Source organism: Streptomyces caniferus, assembly GCF_009811555.1.
GTDB lineage: Bacteria > Actinomycetota > Actinomycetes > Streptomycetales > Streptomycetaceae > Streptomyces > Streptomyces caniferus.
On sequence record NZ_BLIN01000003.1, the window covers coordinates 1,677,292 to 1,693,970 of the forward strand.

Consider the following 16,679-nt stretch of genomic DNA (forward strand, 5'->3'; position numbering starts at 1 on the left):
AAGTGACCTTCCAGGTATCGCAACCTGATCCGGAAGGCCCACACACGGGAGTTGTGGACACCAGCTCCCGTTGATCGGGCTGGGAGAGGACGCTGTGCCTCGCGGGATTTCCGCTGGTGGAGTGCCTGGACGGTGGGCCTCGGAGTCACGGGGTCCGGTTTCGTGCCTCACCGTCCGCGCCAGATGCATCAGGTGATCAGGCCGGCGCTGATCAGCCAGATATGTTCGCAGGTCGAAGATGCCTTTTGCAACGCCTCGCGGGATTCCTGCGAGGCGTGGTAGAAGGTCCGTTCGATCATCCAGCACAGGGCGCGTGCCATCGCTGACGCTTGTTCTGGTCCGGTGCCGGCCTGGATGCCGGCTCGTTCCAGGACGGCGGTGATGGCGGTGATGAACAAGTCTGCCGTGTGGCTCCACAGCTCGCCGATCTCCGGCACGGTCAACGACAGGTCGATGGCCGTGCGCATGACCAGGCCGTGCTCGTTCCACAGCTCGACCGTGCGCTGCATGGCTGCTGCGATGGCCTGGCGCGGCTCGTCGGTCTGCGCGGTGGCGCGGGACCGCTCCCACAGGTGCTCGACGGTCCGGGCCACGAGTGCCGTGACCACTTCTTGTTTGGAGCCGAAGTAGAAGTACAGGGCGCCGCGTGTGATGCCGGCGCCCTGGGCGATGTCGCCGACAGTCATGGCGTCGTAGCCCTTTTGTGCCAGCAGAGCTTCGCAGGTGTCCAGAATGGCCCGCTCCCGGACATCGCCCTTGCGTTCGGTGACGCGCCGGCTCCGCGCAGAGTGGTGGCTGGGCATCAGAGCTGAGCACCCTCGGCGAAGTCGGTCGTACGGGAGAGTTGCTCCCATGCGCGGATGTCCTCGTCCACGGCCGTGCGCGCGGCGGTGACCAGTCGCAGCGCATCCGAGCCAAGGACAAGGTGAGCCGGCGGCTGGTCGACTGATGCGATGTGGACCACGGCGTCCCCGGCCTTGGCCGGGTTGCCCAACTGGTTCCCGCTGGCCTTCTGCCGCGCTTCCCGGATGGGGGTGAACAGCTCGTCGTAGTCTTCGATGGACTGCGCGGCGCGTGTCATGGACCGTCCGGCCCAGTCGGTGCGGAAGGAGCCGGGCTCGATCGCCGTCACATGGATCCCGAACTGTGCGACCTCCTTGCCCAGCGCCTCGAGGATGCCTTCCAGGGCGAACTTGCTGCCGCAGTAGGCGGACATGCCGGGCACGGCCATCAGCCCGCCCATGGAGGTGACGGCCATCAGGTGTCCGCGGCGGCGCCGGCGCATGTGGGGCAGGGCCGCCTGCAGGGTGGCCACTGCCCCGAACACGTTGACCTCGAACTGCCGCCGCACCTCGGCCAGCGGGGTCTCCTCGAAGGTACCCTCCAGGCCGTAGCCGGCGTTGGCGACGACGACATCCAACGGACCGACGCTCTGCTCCACCTCCGCGACCACACTTGAGACGGCGTCGCCGTCAGTCACATCCAGGATGCGGCCGTGAGCGTACCCGGGTTTCAGCGCGTCGAAGGCCCGCAGGTCCTCCTCGGAGCGGACCGTTCCCACGACGGTGTGCCCGGCGGCCAGGGCGGCCTGGGCGAAGGCACGGCCGAGGCCCGTGCTGACGCCGGTGACGAGCCACTTCTGCTGCTGCACTGTTCCTCCAGAAAGGTCTCACGAGAAGCCGGACTGCCCCCTCACTCGGAAAGTCTACACTTCGTCGAGCATAATCAACATGGTGTTGATTCTGTTGTCCCCACGGCACCATGCTCAGCCGAGGTCAATCCAGCCCCTCACCGACCCGCTCGCTGCGGCTGAGACGATCACGCTGTGGGTGGAGTGATCACGGCATCGGTGCCGTCCTGGACAGGGCCCTTTACGGGGCTGAGCCCGCGCTGCTTCGGCAAATTGGTAGCCGCAGTACGACGGGAGCAAGCCGCAGATCGACCGCGCGCCGGCCCTGGAGTCTGTCGCTGGAGTTTCGCGTCCTGCTGGTCACGGCGTACTGGCGCACAAACTTGACCATGCGCCAGCTGGCGCCGCTGTTCGGGATCTCAAGTCGGCCGCGGACCGCATCATTGACCACATCGGTCCGCTGCCGGCACTCCGGCAGCAGAGCCGGTTCCACAGGGACACCGTCCTCATCGTCGACGGCACCCTGGTGCCCGCCCGCGACCACTCAGTGAGCCTTCGCCAACTTGAAGACGCTGGTCAGGGGGCTGGCGTGACCGGCTCTCGGGGTGCTCACGCTGGTCGCGGGCGGCAGCCTGAGGAGTAGATCGTCCGTCAGCGGTTGACCTCGAAATTCGTCAGAACAAGCAGGGCACGCAGGAGACGCGTCGCGTGAGCGGGATCGGTGCGAAGCTTGGTGAGGATCCGCCAGTTCTTGAGGTGGGCGAAGCCGTGTTCGACCGGTGCGCGTCCGACGGCAAGGACCCGGTTGGCGGTCTTCTGGCCGGGGGTGAGCTTGTGGGTGCGGCTGGCGTGGAAGCCGGTGACGATCACGGGATCGCGTACGTCGTTGTCCAGGCCGCGGAAGCCGAGATCTGCCAGCGCCCCAAGGCCGGCGGCGCGTAGGTGGGCCAGAATGCGGTCGTGGCGGGCGGCGGTGTTGTCATGGGTGCGGCCGGGCCGGGCGGCGGATATCCAGATCAGGCGCCCCCTCTCGTCGGTCAGGGCGAGGAAGTGCAGGCCGTGACGGTGGTGCTTTCCGGAGTAGTTCCGCCGGTCGGCCTTTCCGGTGTGACGCATGGTGGCGATGAGGGTGCCGTCGATCAGGACCACCTCCCCGCCCTGATTCAGGGCGCGGTCCAGGCGCGGGGCTTGGGCGGCGAACAGGGTGATCAGCTCGTCGCGCCAGCGGCGGACGGTGGACTCGGACACGTTGTTTCCGCCGGCCATGTCAGCCAGGCGCTGGTCGTGTCGCAGCACGGCCAGGACGATCACCGCGATCTTTCCGGGCGGCAGGATTCGCCACCGGGACCGGATCGCTTTCAGGCGGTGCCGCAGCAGATCGGCGAGGTGGTTGACGGTGCGCGTGGACGGCGGCAGTCGGCACTGGGAGACAAGCGGGCAGGGGTCCTCGGCGTGCTCTTTGGTATTCGTCACACAATTCCAACGGCCGCCGGGGGCACCGTGGTTACGCTCGCGCGGCACTGCCCCAGGCGGTGGTGGAGCAGTTCACAGGCGGGTGGTGAACCGGCCGTCGGGCAGTTTGCGCAGCCAGCCGCGGTCGACCAGCCTGACCAGCTTCGCGCGCAGCGGTTCCAACTTGGCCCGCACGCTGATGTCCACGCCCAGAATCTCGCCGACCTGCCGGGCCATGCCCGGTCCGGCGGCCTGCCGCACAGCGGCGAGGATGCGCTGGTAGTCCGGCGGGAGCATGGTCTCCTCCACGTCCGGTGCGCGGTGCGGGATCAGCATCACCGTCCGTCCACCCACCTGCCCGGGCGCTGGCGCGGCCGAGGCGCGCTCGTCGGCGAGCTGCTCGCTCACTCGCTCAAGGACACGTTCGGCGACGGCGAGTTCGTCCGGCTCCGCCCGTACTTCGGCCAACTGATTGGCCAGCTGTTCCTCGAGTTCGTCCAGTTCTGCGCGCCGCGCGCTGATCCGTTCCAGAATCTCGGACCCATGCACAGGATCGTAGAAGGCCACCCGACCGCACGGGGCAGGAACAGGTAAGCCGACCAGGCTCTTCTGCCTCCTCCGGCACGTCGACCACCCCGGGCCGGCCTCCCGACGCTCTCGCTCGCTCGTCGGCGTCAACCTGGTGATTGCGAATAATCCGCAAGTGGGACCTCTGTTCAGGTCGCCCCTGGATCAACCGCCGACCGCACCGTCCCAGCTCGAAGTGCGCGACCCATCCGATAAACGAGGCTTTACGGACAAGAGAAGGATCATTCCGCAAGCGCGCTTGCATGCTGAATCGTTCCCTCGCGGGAGCGTCTGCATGCAACATCGCCGACGACAAGGAGCCCGTGGAATGGCCGACTGGAAGCAGATCAGCGGTGCGCTCGTTCGGATCTCGGCCGGGTCGAGGACCAACGTGTGGGGCGTCAACGCGGCCGGGAACATCTACCGCTACACCAACAACGACGCCAGCCCCTGGGTGCAGATCCCGGGGGCACTGACGGACATCGGAGCCGCCGCGGACGGCACCGTCTGGGGCGTCAACTCCGCCGGCAACATCTACCGCTACACCGGCGACCAGGAAAGCGGCCACTGGAAGCAGATCAGCGGCGGACTCGTTCGGATCTCGGCCGGGTCGAGGACCAACGTGTGGGGCGTCAACGCGGCCGGGAACATCTACCGCTACACCAACAACGACGCCAATCCCTGGGTGCAGATCCCGGGGGCACTGACGGACATCGGAGCCGCCGCGGACGGCACCGTCTGGGGCGTCAACTCCGCCGGCAACATCTACCGCTACACCGGCGACCAGGAAAGCGGCCACTGGAAGCAGATCAGCGGCGGACTCAAGGCGATCTCAGCAGGCTCCCGCACCTCGGTCTGGGGAGCGAACGCCGGCGGGAACATCTACCGCTACACCAACAACGACGCCAGCCCCTGGGTGCAGATCCCCGGCGCGCTCACCGACGTCGGAGCAGGAGTGGACGGCACCGTCTGGGGCGTGAACTCGGCCGGCAACATCTACCGCTACACCGGTGATCTGCCGGGCTGACCCCAACCACTCGGCACCCCGCCACCGGAAGTCAGGCTGGTCACGTCCTCCAGGGCGTGACCAGCCCTGGCACAAACAGGAACCGCGAACCGACCTCCCGGTCAGACGATCCACGCCGGAGACTGCAGCCCACAGCCAGCCTGAGTGTTACGGAGGGCAGTCACACCAGCCTCCTGACCTGCCGCTTCAAAGTGGCGGAGGCTCAGTGGCCGAGCAGTCGAAGAGCTATCGATACTCCACGGCCCACGAGATGACTTCCTATGCCCGTCGTGCGCCGTCCACCGACAGCGCGATCCCGGTGATGTACGAGGCGGCGTCCGAGCAGAGCCAGACCGCGGCCGCGGCCGCCTCTTCCGGCGTCGCCATCCGCCCCAGCGGTGTCATCGCCTCCTGCATCGCGATCAGGCCGGTGCCGGCCGCGACCCGTTCGAACCCGGGCGTGCGGGTCGGGCCGGGGCAGACCGCGTTGACGCGAATACCGCGCGGCGCGTAGTCCACCGCGGCGACCTTCGTCAGGCCGACCACACCGTGCTTGGCGGCGACGTAGGCAGGGGCGGTGGGGATCGCGTACAGACCGCCGTTGGACGCGACGTTGACGATCGCGCCTCCGCCGCGGCTTTCCAGAGCGGGCAGCTCGTACTTCATGCACAGGAAGGTCCCGCCCATGTTGACGTGGGTCACCCGCTCGAACTCCTCCAGGCTCATCTGGTCCAGCTGCCGGTGGTGGGAGTCCAGGCCGGCGTTGTTCACGGCGAAGTCGAGACCGCCGTAAGCCTCGACCGTGCGCTCTACGGCTGTGCGCACCGCGTCCTCGTCGACGATGTCCACGCGCAGTACCAACGCCTTCCCGCCGTCCTTCCGGATCATCTCGGCGGTCGCGGCCGCAGTGGCCTCGTCGATGTCGGTGACGGTGACGCCGGCGCCTTGGCGGGCCAGTTCGATTGCCGCCGAACGGCCGATTCCGCTGCCGGCGCCCGTCACGAGTCCGGCCCTTCCGGTGAAGTTGCTCATGATGATCCTCCAATGGATGCCGTGCCTGGCGGTGTCCGACCCGCTCGGGCGATCTGACCAGGGTTTCCGCGGTGGCCGACGGCGAAGACCCGGCTTGTGTGTGGGGGGGGGCGCGCCGGAGGCGGTGGTTTTGCCTCTCCGTGGCGCGCGCGTTCCGGCCGTCACGGCTCTCCGCGCCCCTGCGGTCGCGAGCGTCCCCGGCCCGCGTTCGGGGGGTGCCGGGCTGTCGGGCCGGTGGTCAGGCGAGGGGCACGACGATGCCGTTTCCCTGCTTGCCTGACTCCGCCTCGTCCAGCAGCAGCGATGCCAGCGTGATCCGGGAGATCCGGGGCGGCAGCAGCGGGCGGCGCAGGTCCGCCAGCGGCACGACGCAGCGGGTGGAGCTGAGGGGCCCGTCGGTGACGTCCGGGGCATGGAAGACCGTGGCACCGGCCTTCAGCGCGATCTCGTCGGCCTCGGCCTTCTCCCGCAGTTCCGATCCGACGAACATCCGCATCACGCCCGCGTAGATGAGTCCTCCCGACCGGCTGGAGACACCCGAGCCCAGGGCCCCCAGCCACACGGTGCGGACGCCCGCTGCGGCCAGCCGCCTGGCGCCGGCGGTCAGTGCGCCTGGGCCGTCACCCTTGCTGATGCCGATGGCCGAGACCACCACGTCCATGTCGCTCAGGTCGGGAAAGCTGTCCGGGTTGGTGACGTCCGCCTGCCGGTTCTCCGCCTGCCGGGACGCCGGCACGGTCGCCCGGGCCGGTGTGCGGACCAGGGCCACGACCTCGTGACCGCGATCCAGCGCCAGGTCGACGAGTGTGCCGCCGGTACGGCCCGAAGCTCCGAGTATGGCGATGCGCATGATCTTCCACTTCCTGACTGAACAAGTGTTGGTGAACTGAGTAAACAACCGTTGGTTAGCGGCGTCAAGGCGCGGACCCAGTAAGGTGAACGTGTGTTGTTTATCTGTTCACCCAGGTAGGAAGGGGGGCGAAGATGTCGTCTCAGGAGCCGTCCGTTCCCCGCCGCCGCAATCCGCGGGGGCAGGGGGAGGTACTCAAAGCCCAGCTCGTCGACGCGGCAGCCAAGCTGCTGGCCACGCTCGACCAGCCCGAGACGCTCACCCTGCGCCAGGTCGCACGCGAGGTCGGAGTGGCACCGGCCAGCATCTACAGCCACTTCACCGACCTCAGCGCACTGATCCAGCACGTCCTACGACTGCGCTACCAGGAACTGGCCCGGCTGATGGACGAGGCCGCACAAGTCGCCGGCCCCGCCCCCCTGGCCGACCTCACCGCGCGGTGCGCCGCCTACGTGCACTGGGGTGTCAGTCAACCCGGCCACTACCGCACCCTCTTCGGCGGCCGCATGCCCGCCGACCTGGTGCCCGGCTCGGCCCACGGCGCCGGCGCCGAACCGCTCACCGCCGTCGTGACCTCCCTCGCGGCCGCTGCCGTCCCGGAACGCAAGCAGCCCACGGCGGAACGACAAGCACAGGCCGGCCTCATGCTCTGGACCGCCCTGCACGGGCTCGTCAGTCTTTACAACGACCACGGCACGATGCCCTGGCCACCCCTCAACGATCTGATCACCGACGTGGTCTGCCTGCACACCGGCCGGCCAGCGGCCGAGACCGCGAGCCTCCTGAGACAGCACGAAGGACGATTCGGGCCGCCTACCCGCGCAGCTCACAAAGACCGCGACACCGCCCTGCTCGACCCCTCCCCGCCCGCCGACAACGAACACGGCATTACGCCGGAGGCAGGTTGAGCGCCAGCGCGTTTCATGGGCCCGCGCCCTGCTTCATGAGCACACCGTGGGGCCGGGCACAGACACACCACCGGAGCCGCCGGGACCTGGGAGTTGGTCCAACGAGTGTTCCGCCGCCGGTACGGCCCCGGCGGCTCCGGTGCGGCTTCCGGGATGGCGACCGAACGGGCGGACCTTGAGCACGATGGCGATCCGGATGTCCGACGGATAGAGGCTGCGCAGGTAGCGGCAGAACTGAAGGAACCTCGTCCGGTTCTTCTGCGGCTTGATGTGGCCGTAGAGCTTGTCCTGGGCCAGGTCGTAGGCGGCGAACAGGTGCCGGACCCCGTGCGGCCGGGTGTAGGTCGCCCGCCAACGGGGCCTCGGCTCCCGGTCGGGGGCCTTGTGCCGTCCGCCGCGCTCGGCCCATTGCCGTCCGGGAGGGGGCTGGAGGTTGAGCGGGCCGAACTCGTCCATGCATAAGACGACTTCGGGTTCGCCGTCCTCGGGTATGACCTCGACGTCGGCGATCGCGTAGAGGTGCTCGACGCGGGCCTTCTTGGCGGCATAGTCCGGGTCGCGGGAGGTCTTCCAGGTCTTTATGCGTTGAAAGGACACGCCCTCCTCGCGGAGCGGGACGCGCAGGCCCTCGTGGCTGATGTCGTCGACACCCCCTCGTCGACCGGGAAGTCGGCCAACTTGGCCAGGCTCCAGGTCGAGAAGGGAAGGCCGTGCTCGGCAGGGTTGGACTTGCGATCTTCTTGATGTCGCGCCGCTCGGGCAGAGTGAACGTCCTGGGCCGGCCGCCCTGGTACTTCGGGTAGAGCGCCTCGAAGCCGTCGGCGTTGAAGTTGTGGATCACGTCCCGAACCCGGCTCGCGTCACTATGCGTTGGGGTCACGCAGGCCGACTGCGTCATGCCGCCAGAACGGCTCTGCACAGACCGATGTCCCCGTCATCCATGGCTCATGCTCCGGGAACCTGATGACCTGGAAGGCGCCGTCCGGGATGCGCAGGGATGGCTTTCGAAAGCCCAGGCCACCACCGGGCGCGAAGCCGAAACGCGAGTAATAGCCCGGATCACCCTCCAGGAAGACGAGGGGAGCAGCCCGTTCGGCGAGGACCCCCAGTCCGTGTCGGACCAGGGCCGAGCCGATACCCCGCTTATGGAGCTCAGGCATCACGGCCAGCGGACTGAGTACTTGCACGTCAACCAGCCGACGAGGGGCATCGAGAAGACTGCGGGTGAACATGACATAACGAGGGGCGGCACCGGTTACCACAGCGGAAGGGGAGGAGCTGCTGGCCCGGCCATATGCGGAGCGCCGTGCGCGGCTGAAGGAGCTGGTCGCAGGGCACCAGCTGGCGGAGTCGTGGGCGCGCTCCCCCAGCACGGCCGACCGGAGGTGGTCACCCAGTAGTTGGGGGCAAGCGGACCCGCCTGCTGCGTCTGCTGGACATTCTCGGTCCACTTCACCTCGTTGCCCTCCTTGAACACCCGCAAGTGGACACTCCATCCGGCCTCGGTGCAACGTTCATGGAAACCATCCACTCTCCGGCTGGGCTCCATACGGGGCGGGCTCGGCGGGCCTCCATATGACGCGGAAACTTGTGTCTGACCGGGCACCTGGCGGCTCCACGCGGGGCCTTGGGGCTGTGAGAGCCGCTCGCCTGTTCCGGGGCCAGTGCAGGAGGGAAACACCGGCCCCGGTCCTCACCGGCGATCCGTCCACGTACCACCGGCACTCAGGGGTGTTCCCCCCGTCTCCGTTTTGCCGACGGGCGTGGTGGCGAATGGCTCACCGGTAAGTTTGAGTCGGGCTGTCCCCCGTCCTTCCACGACGGGGGTGACGCCGAAGACATAAGCCCTCAGGGCGTGCACTTCCATAACGAACAGCGCATAGAGGCTTGCCGGCCGATGGTGTCCAGATGGAGGAGGAGATCAGGGTGCAGGCGAGGCTGGTGAAGCCCAGAAGGTGCTCGGTTTCCCGTTCGCAGGATGGTGGAGGGCGTCGGAGAAGGAACGAGCCGTCGTTGCTGTACTTGCCCGGTAGCTCAGATTCCGGGTTCCGCAGCGCTGGACTGCCAAGACGCCGTGATGCCGTGACGCCGAAGAACTCTTCAATTCGCTCACCATGGCGGCCGTAGCCGCCATGGACGTTGCGGTCGGCCAACTGGGGACAGGCGCTCAGCAGTGAGGATGCCTGCCCCGCGTCACGACGGCGGTACGTCGAACATCGGGTGCAGGATTTCCTGCCTACCCTCACCAGCATGCTGCTGCGGCGCCTCACCCGAGCCGAACCAGCTGCTCCGCTCCCCGGTTCCTGGCTCAGACGTAGGTGTAGGCGCTGGTGAGCGTGCTCGTACCGGAGTCGGTAGTGACGGTGATGTCCACCGTTCCGGCGGCTGGGTTCGGGGGCACGACGACGGTCAGGACGGTGTCGGACTGGACGCTGTACTGCACAGGCGCATCGTTGAACGTGACCAGGCTGGTCGTCGACAGGTTCAGGCCGTAGAGGTTGATGACGTTCCCGCCGGGGACCGGGCCTGTGCTCGGGCTCACGGCGCTGAGGAAGGGCGGATCGATGTACGCGTAGGTGATGGGTTGAGGGGTGATACCGCCAGCCGTGGTGACGGTGACGGGAACCAGGCCGGGTGTGGCGGCAGGTGGGACGGTGACGGTGATCAACTGGTCACTGACCACGGTGGGCACGGCGGGCACCGAGCCGAACCGCACCTGCGTGGCGGTGCTGAACCTGTTCCCCTCGATGCTGATGATGTTCCTGCCGGCGGTCGGGCCGGTTCCCGGGACCAGACTGTCCAGCTCGCTGCTCGGAGCGTAGACGTACGGTTTGGGATTGCTGGTGCCTCCCGGAGTGGTGACGGTCAGCTGGGCGACACCGACGCCGGGTGGGGGGACCACGAGAATCTGGTTGGACGTGTTGGCCATGATGGTGCCGGGCACCTGGCCGAATTTCACCGCGGTGGCACCGGCCAGGTTGGTGCCGGTGACGGTCACGATGTTGCCGCCGGCCTCCGGCCCCGCCGCAGGACTGATCATGTTGATGAGCGCGAGGATGGTGACGGTGTTCGCGCCGTTGTTGGACACGTACGCGGTCAGCCCACTGGCGGCGACCCCGACGCCGGTCGGCTGATGGCCGACAGCGACGGTGCTGCTCACGGTGTTGGTGGCGGTGTCGATATAGCTGACCGTGTCGGAGCCGTTGTTCGCCACGTAGACGTGGCTGTTGTCCGGGGTGACCGTCACGCCCCACGGCGTGGTGCCCACGGGGATGGTGGCGATGATTGTCCGGCTGACGGTGTCAATGACGCTGATGGTGTTCGCGGTGCTGTTGGCCACGTACAGGTACCGGCTGTCGTTGGTGATCGCTGCGCCATAGGGAGCCGACAGGCCGGTGATGGTCGCCACGACCGTGTTGGTGACCGTGCTGATCACGCTGAGCGAGTTACCGCCCTGGTTGGTCACATACACCTCCAGGTCGTTGGGGGCGGCTACCACCCATGTGGGCTTGATCCCGACCGGGATGGTCGCGACGACGGCGCGGGTGACGGTGCTGATGACACTGAGGGTGTTCGAGTTCTGGTTGGCGACGTAGGCGAACAGGCCGTCGGGGCTCACCTGGATACCGAAGGGGCTTTTCCCCACCCCGATCGTGTTGGTGACCGCAAAGAGATTGCGCTGCACCACACTGACAGTGTTCCCACCGCTGTTGGCCACGTAGAGGTAGACATTGTCCGGGGTGAGCGCGACCCCTGCGGGGGCGATCAACGGGGCCGCAGGGGTGGAGATCGTGAGCGTTCCGGTATCGAGAATGCTGACGGTCCCCGAGGCGTTACTGGCCGCGTAAGCGAGCGGCGGCCCCAGAGGGCTGGTCGCCACTCCCAGCGGCTTGGTCCCCGCCGGGAGTGTCGCGATTACTTGGGGGGACGGGGCGGCAAGAGTTGCCGAGGCGTCGTGAATCGACGGTCTTGGGGGCGTAGTTGTTTCCTGTGTCTTCATCGTGCACCCATTTCCTGAGCAGGATGTAGCAGGAGATTGCTCGTCTGCCGAGGTCCGGATACTCGACGCGTAGCGGAAAGACGTTGCGTGGGGCGGCCTTTGAAGGCGAGCCCGTACACGTCGAATTCCCCGGCCCGAAGCAGTAAACCGAAGAAGTGGGCACACTGGCAGGCGGATTGGAGGCACTTCACACCGTATGAAAAACGCCCTGTACTCCCTTCTGCGCCCCTTGAACTCAATATCACCACCGCCGCAGGAAACGTCCCCATCTGCGCATCAACCCGAGCAGAGCATCCATCCCTTGTGTACCCGAGGCCAATGGCGCCCCGGGGCGGCTGCTGCGGCCCGGGGCGCCAACTTCGGCCTCGAACGCGACAACTACGACGTGTCGATGGCCTGCGCCGAGGACCAGCTCCTGTCCGCGGCATGAGAATCCCGTGGAGGCTGAAGATCCTCGCCGACGACTTCTCCTGCCGTACCCTCGAGCCACTTGGGGATCAGCCGCAGCATCTGGCGGAGGTATTGGCCAGGCGCTTGGGGAGCGAAGCGACCGGGATAGTCGCATGCCGGAAGAGCCGGGAAGAGCGGCGAGCTTCCCGGCTCCTTATAAGGTAATCGTATTCACCACATATGATTCATCGAGTGTGAACTCACTCCTTCCCGTCGTATGGACAGGTTCAGTTCAATCAGTTGAGGCCGCTTCGCAATCGATCGCATTCCGCCTCCATCTGACGGCCTGTTGCCTCGCGGTACCGATGCGGCTGGCTTCTTTGCGCAGGTCAGCTCACCTGCGCGCGAACTGATCGCCTACGAAGGAAAGAAGGCTGTGGCATGTCTGCCCACATCACCGCTCTCCACCCGAGCACGGGCCCAGCCGCAGGCGGCAATACCGTCGCCATCAGCGGCTGCGGGCTCGCCGCTACCAGCGATGTCACCTTCGGCGCCGCTTCGGCCCCAAGCTTCACCGTCACCTCCGACACCACGATCACGGCGGTTGCGCCGCCCGGAAGTGGAAGCGTTCGGGTCAGCGTTGTCACTGCCGGACGCCCCAGCAACAGCCTCACGTACTCCTACGCCGGATCAGCGGAATCACCGGTCCTCAAGGCGATTGCGCCGCAGGCGGGCGATCCGGCCGGTGGCAGCGACATCATCGCTGTGGGCTCCGGTTTCACCGGCGCGACGGCGGTTGACTTCGGTGGTACCGCGGCGGCCGACTTCACCGTTGCCTCCGACACCATCATCGGGATCACCACTCCGCCCGGGACCGGGACGGTGCCGGTAAGGGTCACCACGCCCGGTGGTACCAGCAATGGTGAGTCGTTCACCTACAGCGCCTCACTGCCACCCAAGCTCGTGGCAGTGACGCCGAGGAGTGGCCGTCCTGGCCGCACCGTCGTCATCTTCGGCTGCAAGGTCAACCGCGCGAGGAGCGTCGCCTTCGGTGGCCACCCGGCGGAAAGCTTCACCGTCCTGTCCGACAACGTCATCCTCGCTGTCGTCCCGTCCGGAACCGGAACGGTGCCCGTCACCGTCACCACCCCCGCCGGCACCAGCAACCCCGTGCGCTTCACCTACGTCTCGGCACCGGTCCTCAAGGCGATTGCGCCGCAGGCGGGCGATCCGGCCGGTGGCAGCGACATCATCGCTGTGGGCTCCGGTTTCACCGGCGCGACGGCGGTTGACTTCGGTGGTACCGCGGCGGCCGACTTCACCGTTGCCTCCGACACCATCATCGGGATCACCACTCCGCCCGGGACCGGGACGGTGCCGGTAAGGGTCACCACGCCCGGTGGTACCAGCAATGGTGAGTCGTTCACCTACAGCGCCTCACTGCCACCCAAGCTCGTGGCAGTGACGCCGAGGAGTGGCCGTCCTGGCCGCACCGTCGTCATCTTCGGCTGCAAGGTCAACCGCGCGAGGAGCGTCGCCTTCGGTGGCCACCCGGCGGAAAGCTTCACCGTCCTGTCCGACAACGTCATCCTCGCTGTCGTCCCGTCCGGAACCGGAACGGTGCCCGTCACCGTCACCACCCCCGCCGGCACCAGCAACCCCGTGCGCTTCACCTACACCTGATGGTGAATCCCAATGAGCCGTTTCCCACCTGAAGTTGCCACTTCGTTGGCGGGCTGGGGGCGGGGTGCTCGGGCCGGTCGACGGCGTGATCCTCAAGGGGCGATCGTCTGCCATGTGGCCGGTTCCGGGTACCACGCGGCGGTGCCGCACGACGATCACACTCCGCCCCGGCACTACTACGGAACTCGATGGACATCGCCTCGTCGTTCACGTCCACCGACTGCACGGCCGCTGCGCATCGTCCGCATCAACGAAGAGCCAAGCCCTACGAGATCCCATTGACCTTCGGCACACTTCGGCGAGGAACCCGACAACCTTGCCGGCGACACCCCGCTTGACTCGGCCGATGAAGAGCCGTGTCCGGAAGCCGCTCCCGTTGCAGCCGCCCTGCAGTACAGGGAGCGGGGCAGGTGCTCCGGCGCCGTACCGTGAAACGATCACACCTTGCTGGCGATCAACCCTCGGTCCGAGACCACCAGCTCCCAACTCGCGCCAACGACCGCGGTCTGTCGAATTTCCTCTTCGGAGAGAACGAAGTCCGCCACTACTCCATGCGGGTGGCTCGATCAGCCGGCGCGATGGGTGATTTGGTGCCGGCTGATCGGCACGTCTTCCTCTCTCGCAGAACCCCGCAGCGTGGCAAGGCATCGCTGACAACCGGTCCACCGTCCCGCTCGAGAGTGGTGTACGGCAGGTAGCCGTCGTCATTGGCCCCGCCCAACGCGCTGCAGGTCCGGAGGTGCGACGCCCGACGTCCTTCCCGCGAGGTGAGCTGGATCATCGGGCCGAGTCCGGGCACCTGGTCCGCGACCGACTCGGGGCCGGGGTCGCGTCCCAGGTCCTGCGGAGCGCACCCTCGCTTTGCGAAAGGTGCCACGCAACGTCGACAGGACGCGGTGTGGGCGGAGTTGGCCGGCGGTGTCGACGAGGTAGCCGTGACGCGGCCGATACGACTGCGAGCGGCAGGGATATGGACTTTGGGTTCGTTACCCGGGCCCTCTGCGACGAGTGGCTGATCGATACCGGTAGTCCGTCGGCACCCGGATGTTCAGTCGCCGGGCAGGCCGACTCGGCCAGGAAGGCACGTCGGCCGACGACGTGTTCACACTCGCCTGGTGCCGACCCTCGTTGCCATCCGGCAAGGTCTGTCCGCCAGCGACAAACTCGGGTCTTCTGTCATGGGCTGCTGGGCGTATCGCTCTCGGCGGACGGGGAACGGCGGCCGGGCCACGTATCACCGCCGACGTTGCGTCTCTCGACCGGTGCGAGCTCTGCCATCTGGGTGATGGTCCGTCAAGGGCATTGTAGGTGTGCTCACTCGGGTGGATTACTGATGACCATCCAATCCGGTGGGCCGCCCATCCTCTCGGGGGAGGGCAGCTTGGCCTACCTTTGCTGATCCCACTTGAGAGCGTAGGCGGCGGTACAGACCTGGTGCCGCGGCGGGTGTCCTCCCGCGCAGAGGAAGTGAATGCATCATCCGGTGCCGTTCATCGACATCGGCTGGTGCGGCGGCTCACGTCACCTCTCCCTGGGGACGCCATGCGAACTGTCCGTACTCTCCGCTCCATCCTCGGTGTCTGCGCCCTGACCGTGGCGCTGACCGCGGGGCTGGCCGCAGTCCCGAACACGGCACACGCTCAGACGCCTGTGCTGTGCAGTGAAACCTCGCTGGTGAACGCGATCACTGCGGCCAACGCGGCCGGCGGCGACACCCTGGCGCTCATTCCGTTCTGCACCTACCAACTCACCAGCGCGCACGGCAGCACCCCCACCGGTCCGCTGGGACTACCGCCCATCACCACCCCGATCACCCTGCTGGGGATGGGCGTCACCATCACCCGCGACCCGAGCGCGCCGGCCTTCCGGGTCCTGCAGGTCCAAGGTGCCGCGAACGTGCCAGGCACCAAAGGCCAGTTGAGCCTGGTCGGGGTCACCGTCCGAGGCGGCAGTGCCGTGCCCCCCTTCCCCGGCGGCGGCATCTCGAACCTGGGTGGCACGGTCTCCCTGCTCACCAGTTCCGTGACCGGCAACACCGCTGTCGCCGGAGGCGGGATCTACAACGACAACGGCGCCGTATCGCTCACAGCCAGCTCCGTCACCGGTAACACCGCCACCTCCGGCGGGGGCGGCGGCATCTACGTCAACTCCGGGGGCGTGACCCTGCTGGGCACCAGCGTCAGCGGCAACACCCCGGACAACTGTGCTCCGTCAGGCAGCGTCATCGGCTGCACCTGACGGCCCGGCCGACCTATCGGCCGAATGCTCCACCGGACAACCCACATCACCGCGACGGCGAACACAGCCGTCCGGTCACGGTTCGTCATTCCCACTCGCACACCGCAACGAAGGAGCAACACCATGCCTATCTCCCCCAACCAGGGATCGACCGGAGGCGGAACCACCGTCACCATCACCGGGACCAACCTCGGCGGCGCCACCTCGGTGCACTTCGGCACCAAGACAGCGACCATCACGGCCAACACCCCCACATCGGTCACCGTCATCAGCCCGTCCGGCACCGGCACGGTTCCGGTGACCGTGACCACCCCCGGAGGAACCAGCAACCCGCTGTCGTTCTTCTACGTCGGCGCACCGTTCAAGTCCAGCATCTCCCCGGTATCCGGCATCACCGGCGGCGGGAACACCGTCACCATCAACGGCACCGGCCTGACCACCGCCACCACGGTGCACTTCGGCGCCGCCACCGCGACCCCGACCGTCGTCAACGACGGCCAGCTCACCGTCACCGCACCGGCGGGCGCCGCGGCCGGACCGGTGAGCGTCAGTGTCACCACCGCGGGCGGTACCAACAACGGTCTGACCTACACCTACGTCGACGGCCCCACCCTCGGCACGCTGAGCCCCAACTCCGGCCCGGTGTCCGGCGGAACCGGGGTGACCATCCCCGGCACCAACCTCACCACCACCGAGTCGGTCACCTTCGGAGGCACACCCGCACCGTTCTCCGTCATCAACGACAGCACCCTTTCCGTCGTCACCCCGCCCGGGGCTGTGGGTGCCACCGACGTCACCGTGACCACCAGCGGTGGTAGCGCCACCGCCACCGGTGGCTTCACCTACCTGGCCGGACCCGGCATCTGACCCACCATCTGAGCCGTCGACGGCCTGGTCATGGCCATCAGGCGTGCGGACATCAG

Annotated in this window: 14 protein-coding genes and 2 pseudogenes; 7 read left to right on the forward strand and 9 right to left on the reverse strand. The window is 67.4% G+C overall.

Annotated elements, in window-relative coordinates; genetic code table 11:
• Positions 1-188 precede the first annotated feature (188 nt).
• Together Scani_RS15965 and Scani_RS15970 are read right to left on the reverse strand one after the other, a co-directional pair.
• A complete protein-coding gene (locus tag Scani_RS15965) occupies positions 189-803 on the reverse strand; it encodes a TetR/AcrR family transcriptional regulator (protein WP_159475519.1) in 615 nt (204 codons plus the stop codon).
• The gene (locus tag Scani_RS15970) at positions 803-1,651 is read right to left on the reverse strand and encodes an oxidoreductase (protein WP_033268176.1); all 849 of its coding nucleotides are present in this window, start codon (positions 1,649-1,651) and stop codon (positions 803-805) included. Before Scani_RS15970 ends, Scani_RS15965 begins: the two co-directional genes overlap by 1 nt.
• A 174-nt stretch (positions 1,652-1,825) precedes the next feature.
• Here Scani_RS15970 and Scani_RS15975 point away from each other — a divergent pair.
• Positions 1,826-2,189, forward strand: a pseudogene (locus Scani_RS15975) (helix-turn-helix domain-containing protein); the annotation flags it as partial.
• Positions 2,190-2,281: 92 nt separating this feature from the next.
• On the opposite strand, the gene Scani_RS15980 reads toward Scani_RS15975, so the two are convergent.
• Positions 2,282-3,103: a transposase family protein gene (locus tag Scani_RS15980; RefSeq protein ID WP_167538087.1), complete on the reverse strand. Its 822-nt coding sequence runs from the start codon at positions 3,101-3,103 to the stop codon at positions 2,282-2,284.
• Positions 3,104-3,175: 72 nt separating this feature from the next.
• A complete protein-coding gene (locus Scani_RS15985) occupies positions 3,176-3,649 on the reverse strand; it encodes a hypothetical protein (RefSeq protein WP_246295836.1) in 474 nt (157 codons plus the stop codon).
• A 328-nt stretch (positions 3,650-3,977) separates the two neighbouring features.
• On the opposite strand from Scani_RS15985, the gene Scani_RS15990 reads away from it, so the two are divergent.
• Positions 3,978-4,676, forward strand: coding sequence for a tectonin domain-containing protein (locus Scani_RS15990; RefSeq protein ID WP_077193904.1), 699 nt, complete (start codon positions 3,978-3,980; stop codon positions 4,674-4,676).
• A 258-nt stretch (positions 4,677-4,934) separates the two neighbouring features.
• Here the strand turns inward: Scani_RS15990 and Scani_RS15995 are convergent, their stop codons facing one another.
• Positions 4,935-5,687, reverse strand: a complete 753-nt coding sequence (locus Scani_RS15995; protein ID WP_159475521.1) for an SDR family NAD(P)-dependent oxidoreductase — start codon at positions 5,685-5,687, stop codon at positions 4,935-4,937.
• 238 nt (positions 5,688-5,925) lie between these two features.
• On the reverse strand, positions 5,926-6,537 hold the full coding sequence (locus tag Scani_RS16000) for an NAD(P)-dependent oxidoreductase (protein ID WP_159475524.1): 612 nt from the start codon (positions 6,535-6,537) through the stop codon (positions 5,926-5,928).
• Positions 6,538-6,671: 134 nt separating this feature from the next.
• Here Scani_RS16000 and Scani_RS16005 point away from each other — a divergent pair, with 134 nt between their 5' ends.
• Positions 6,672-7,445, forward strand: coding sequence for a TetR/AcrR family transcriptional regulator (locus Scani_RS16005; protein ID WP_159475527.1), 774 nt, complete (start codon positions 6,672-6,674; stop codon positions 7,443-7,445).
• A gap of 180 nt (positions 7,446-7,625) precedes the next feature.
• On the opposite strand, the pseudogene Scani_RS41970 reads toward Scani_RS16005, so the two are convergent.
• The 3 genes and pseudogenes from Scani_RS41970 to Scani_RS16020 all read right to left on the reverse strand — a co-directional run.
• Positions 7,626-8,343: pseudogene (locus tag Scani_RS41970) on the reverse strand (helix-turn-helix domain-containing protein); the annotation flags it as partial.
• Positions 8,309-8,677, reverse strand: a complete 369-nt coding sequence (locus Scani_RS16015; protein ID WP_246295838.1) for a GNAT family N-acetyltransferase — start codon at positions 8,675-8,677, stop codon at positions 8,309-8,311. The gene Scani_RS16015 and the pseudogene Scani_RS41970, both read right to left, overlap by 35 nt.
• Positions 8,678-9,753: 1,076 nt before the next feature.
• On the reverse strand, positions 9,754-11,325 hold the full coding sequence (locus Scani_RS16020; RefSeq protein WP_246295839.1) for an IPT/TIG domain-containing protein: 1,572 nt from the start codon (positions 11,323-11,325) through the stop codon (positions 9,754-9,756).
• A gap of 421 nt (positions 11,326-11,746) precedes the next feature.
• On the opposite strand from Scani_RS16020, the gene Scani_RS41760 reads away from it, so the two are divergent.
• From Scani_RS41760 to Scani_RS16035, 4 genes are all read left to right on the forward strand, one after another.
• Positions 11,747-11,875, forward strand: a complete 129-nt coding sequence (locus tag Scani_RS41760) for a hypothetical protein (protein ID WP_281391939.1) — start codon at positions 11,747-11,749, stop codon at positions 11,873-11,875.
• A 401-nt stretch (positions 11,876-12,276) separates the two neighbouring features.
• Positions 12,277-13,518 (forward strand): IPT/TIG domain-containing protein, encoded by a 1,242-nt coding sequence (locus Scani_RS16025; RefSeq protein WP_159475530.1) that lies wholly within the window; start codon positions 12,277-12,279, stop codon positions 13,516-13,518.
• Positions 13,519-15,060: 1,542 nt separating this feature from the next.
• A complete protein-coding gene (locus Scani_RS16030; protein ID WP_246295840.1) occupies positions 15,061-15,756 on the forward strand; it encodes a hypothetical protein in 696 nt (231 codons plus the stop codon).
• Positions 15,757-15,879: 123 nt separating this feature from the next.
• The gene (locus Scani_RS16035; RefSeq protein WP_159475533.1) at positions 15,880-16,623 is read left to right on the forward strand and encodes an IPT/TIG domain-containing protein; all 744 of its coding nucleotides are present in this window, start codon (positions 15,880-15,882) and stop codon (positions 16,621-16,623) included.
• The last annotated feature ends 56 nt before the right edge of the window (positions 16,624-16,679 follow it).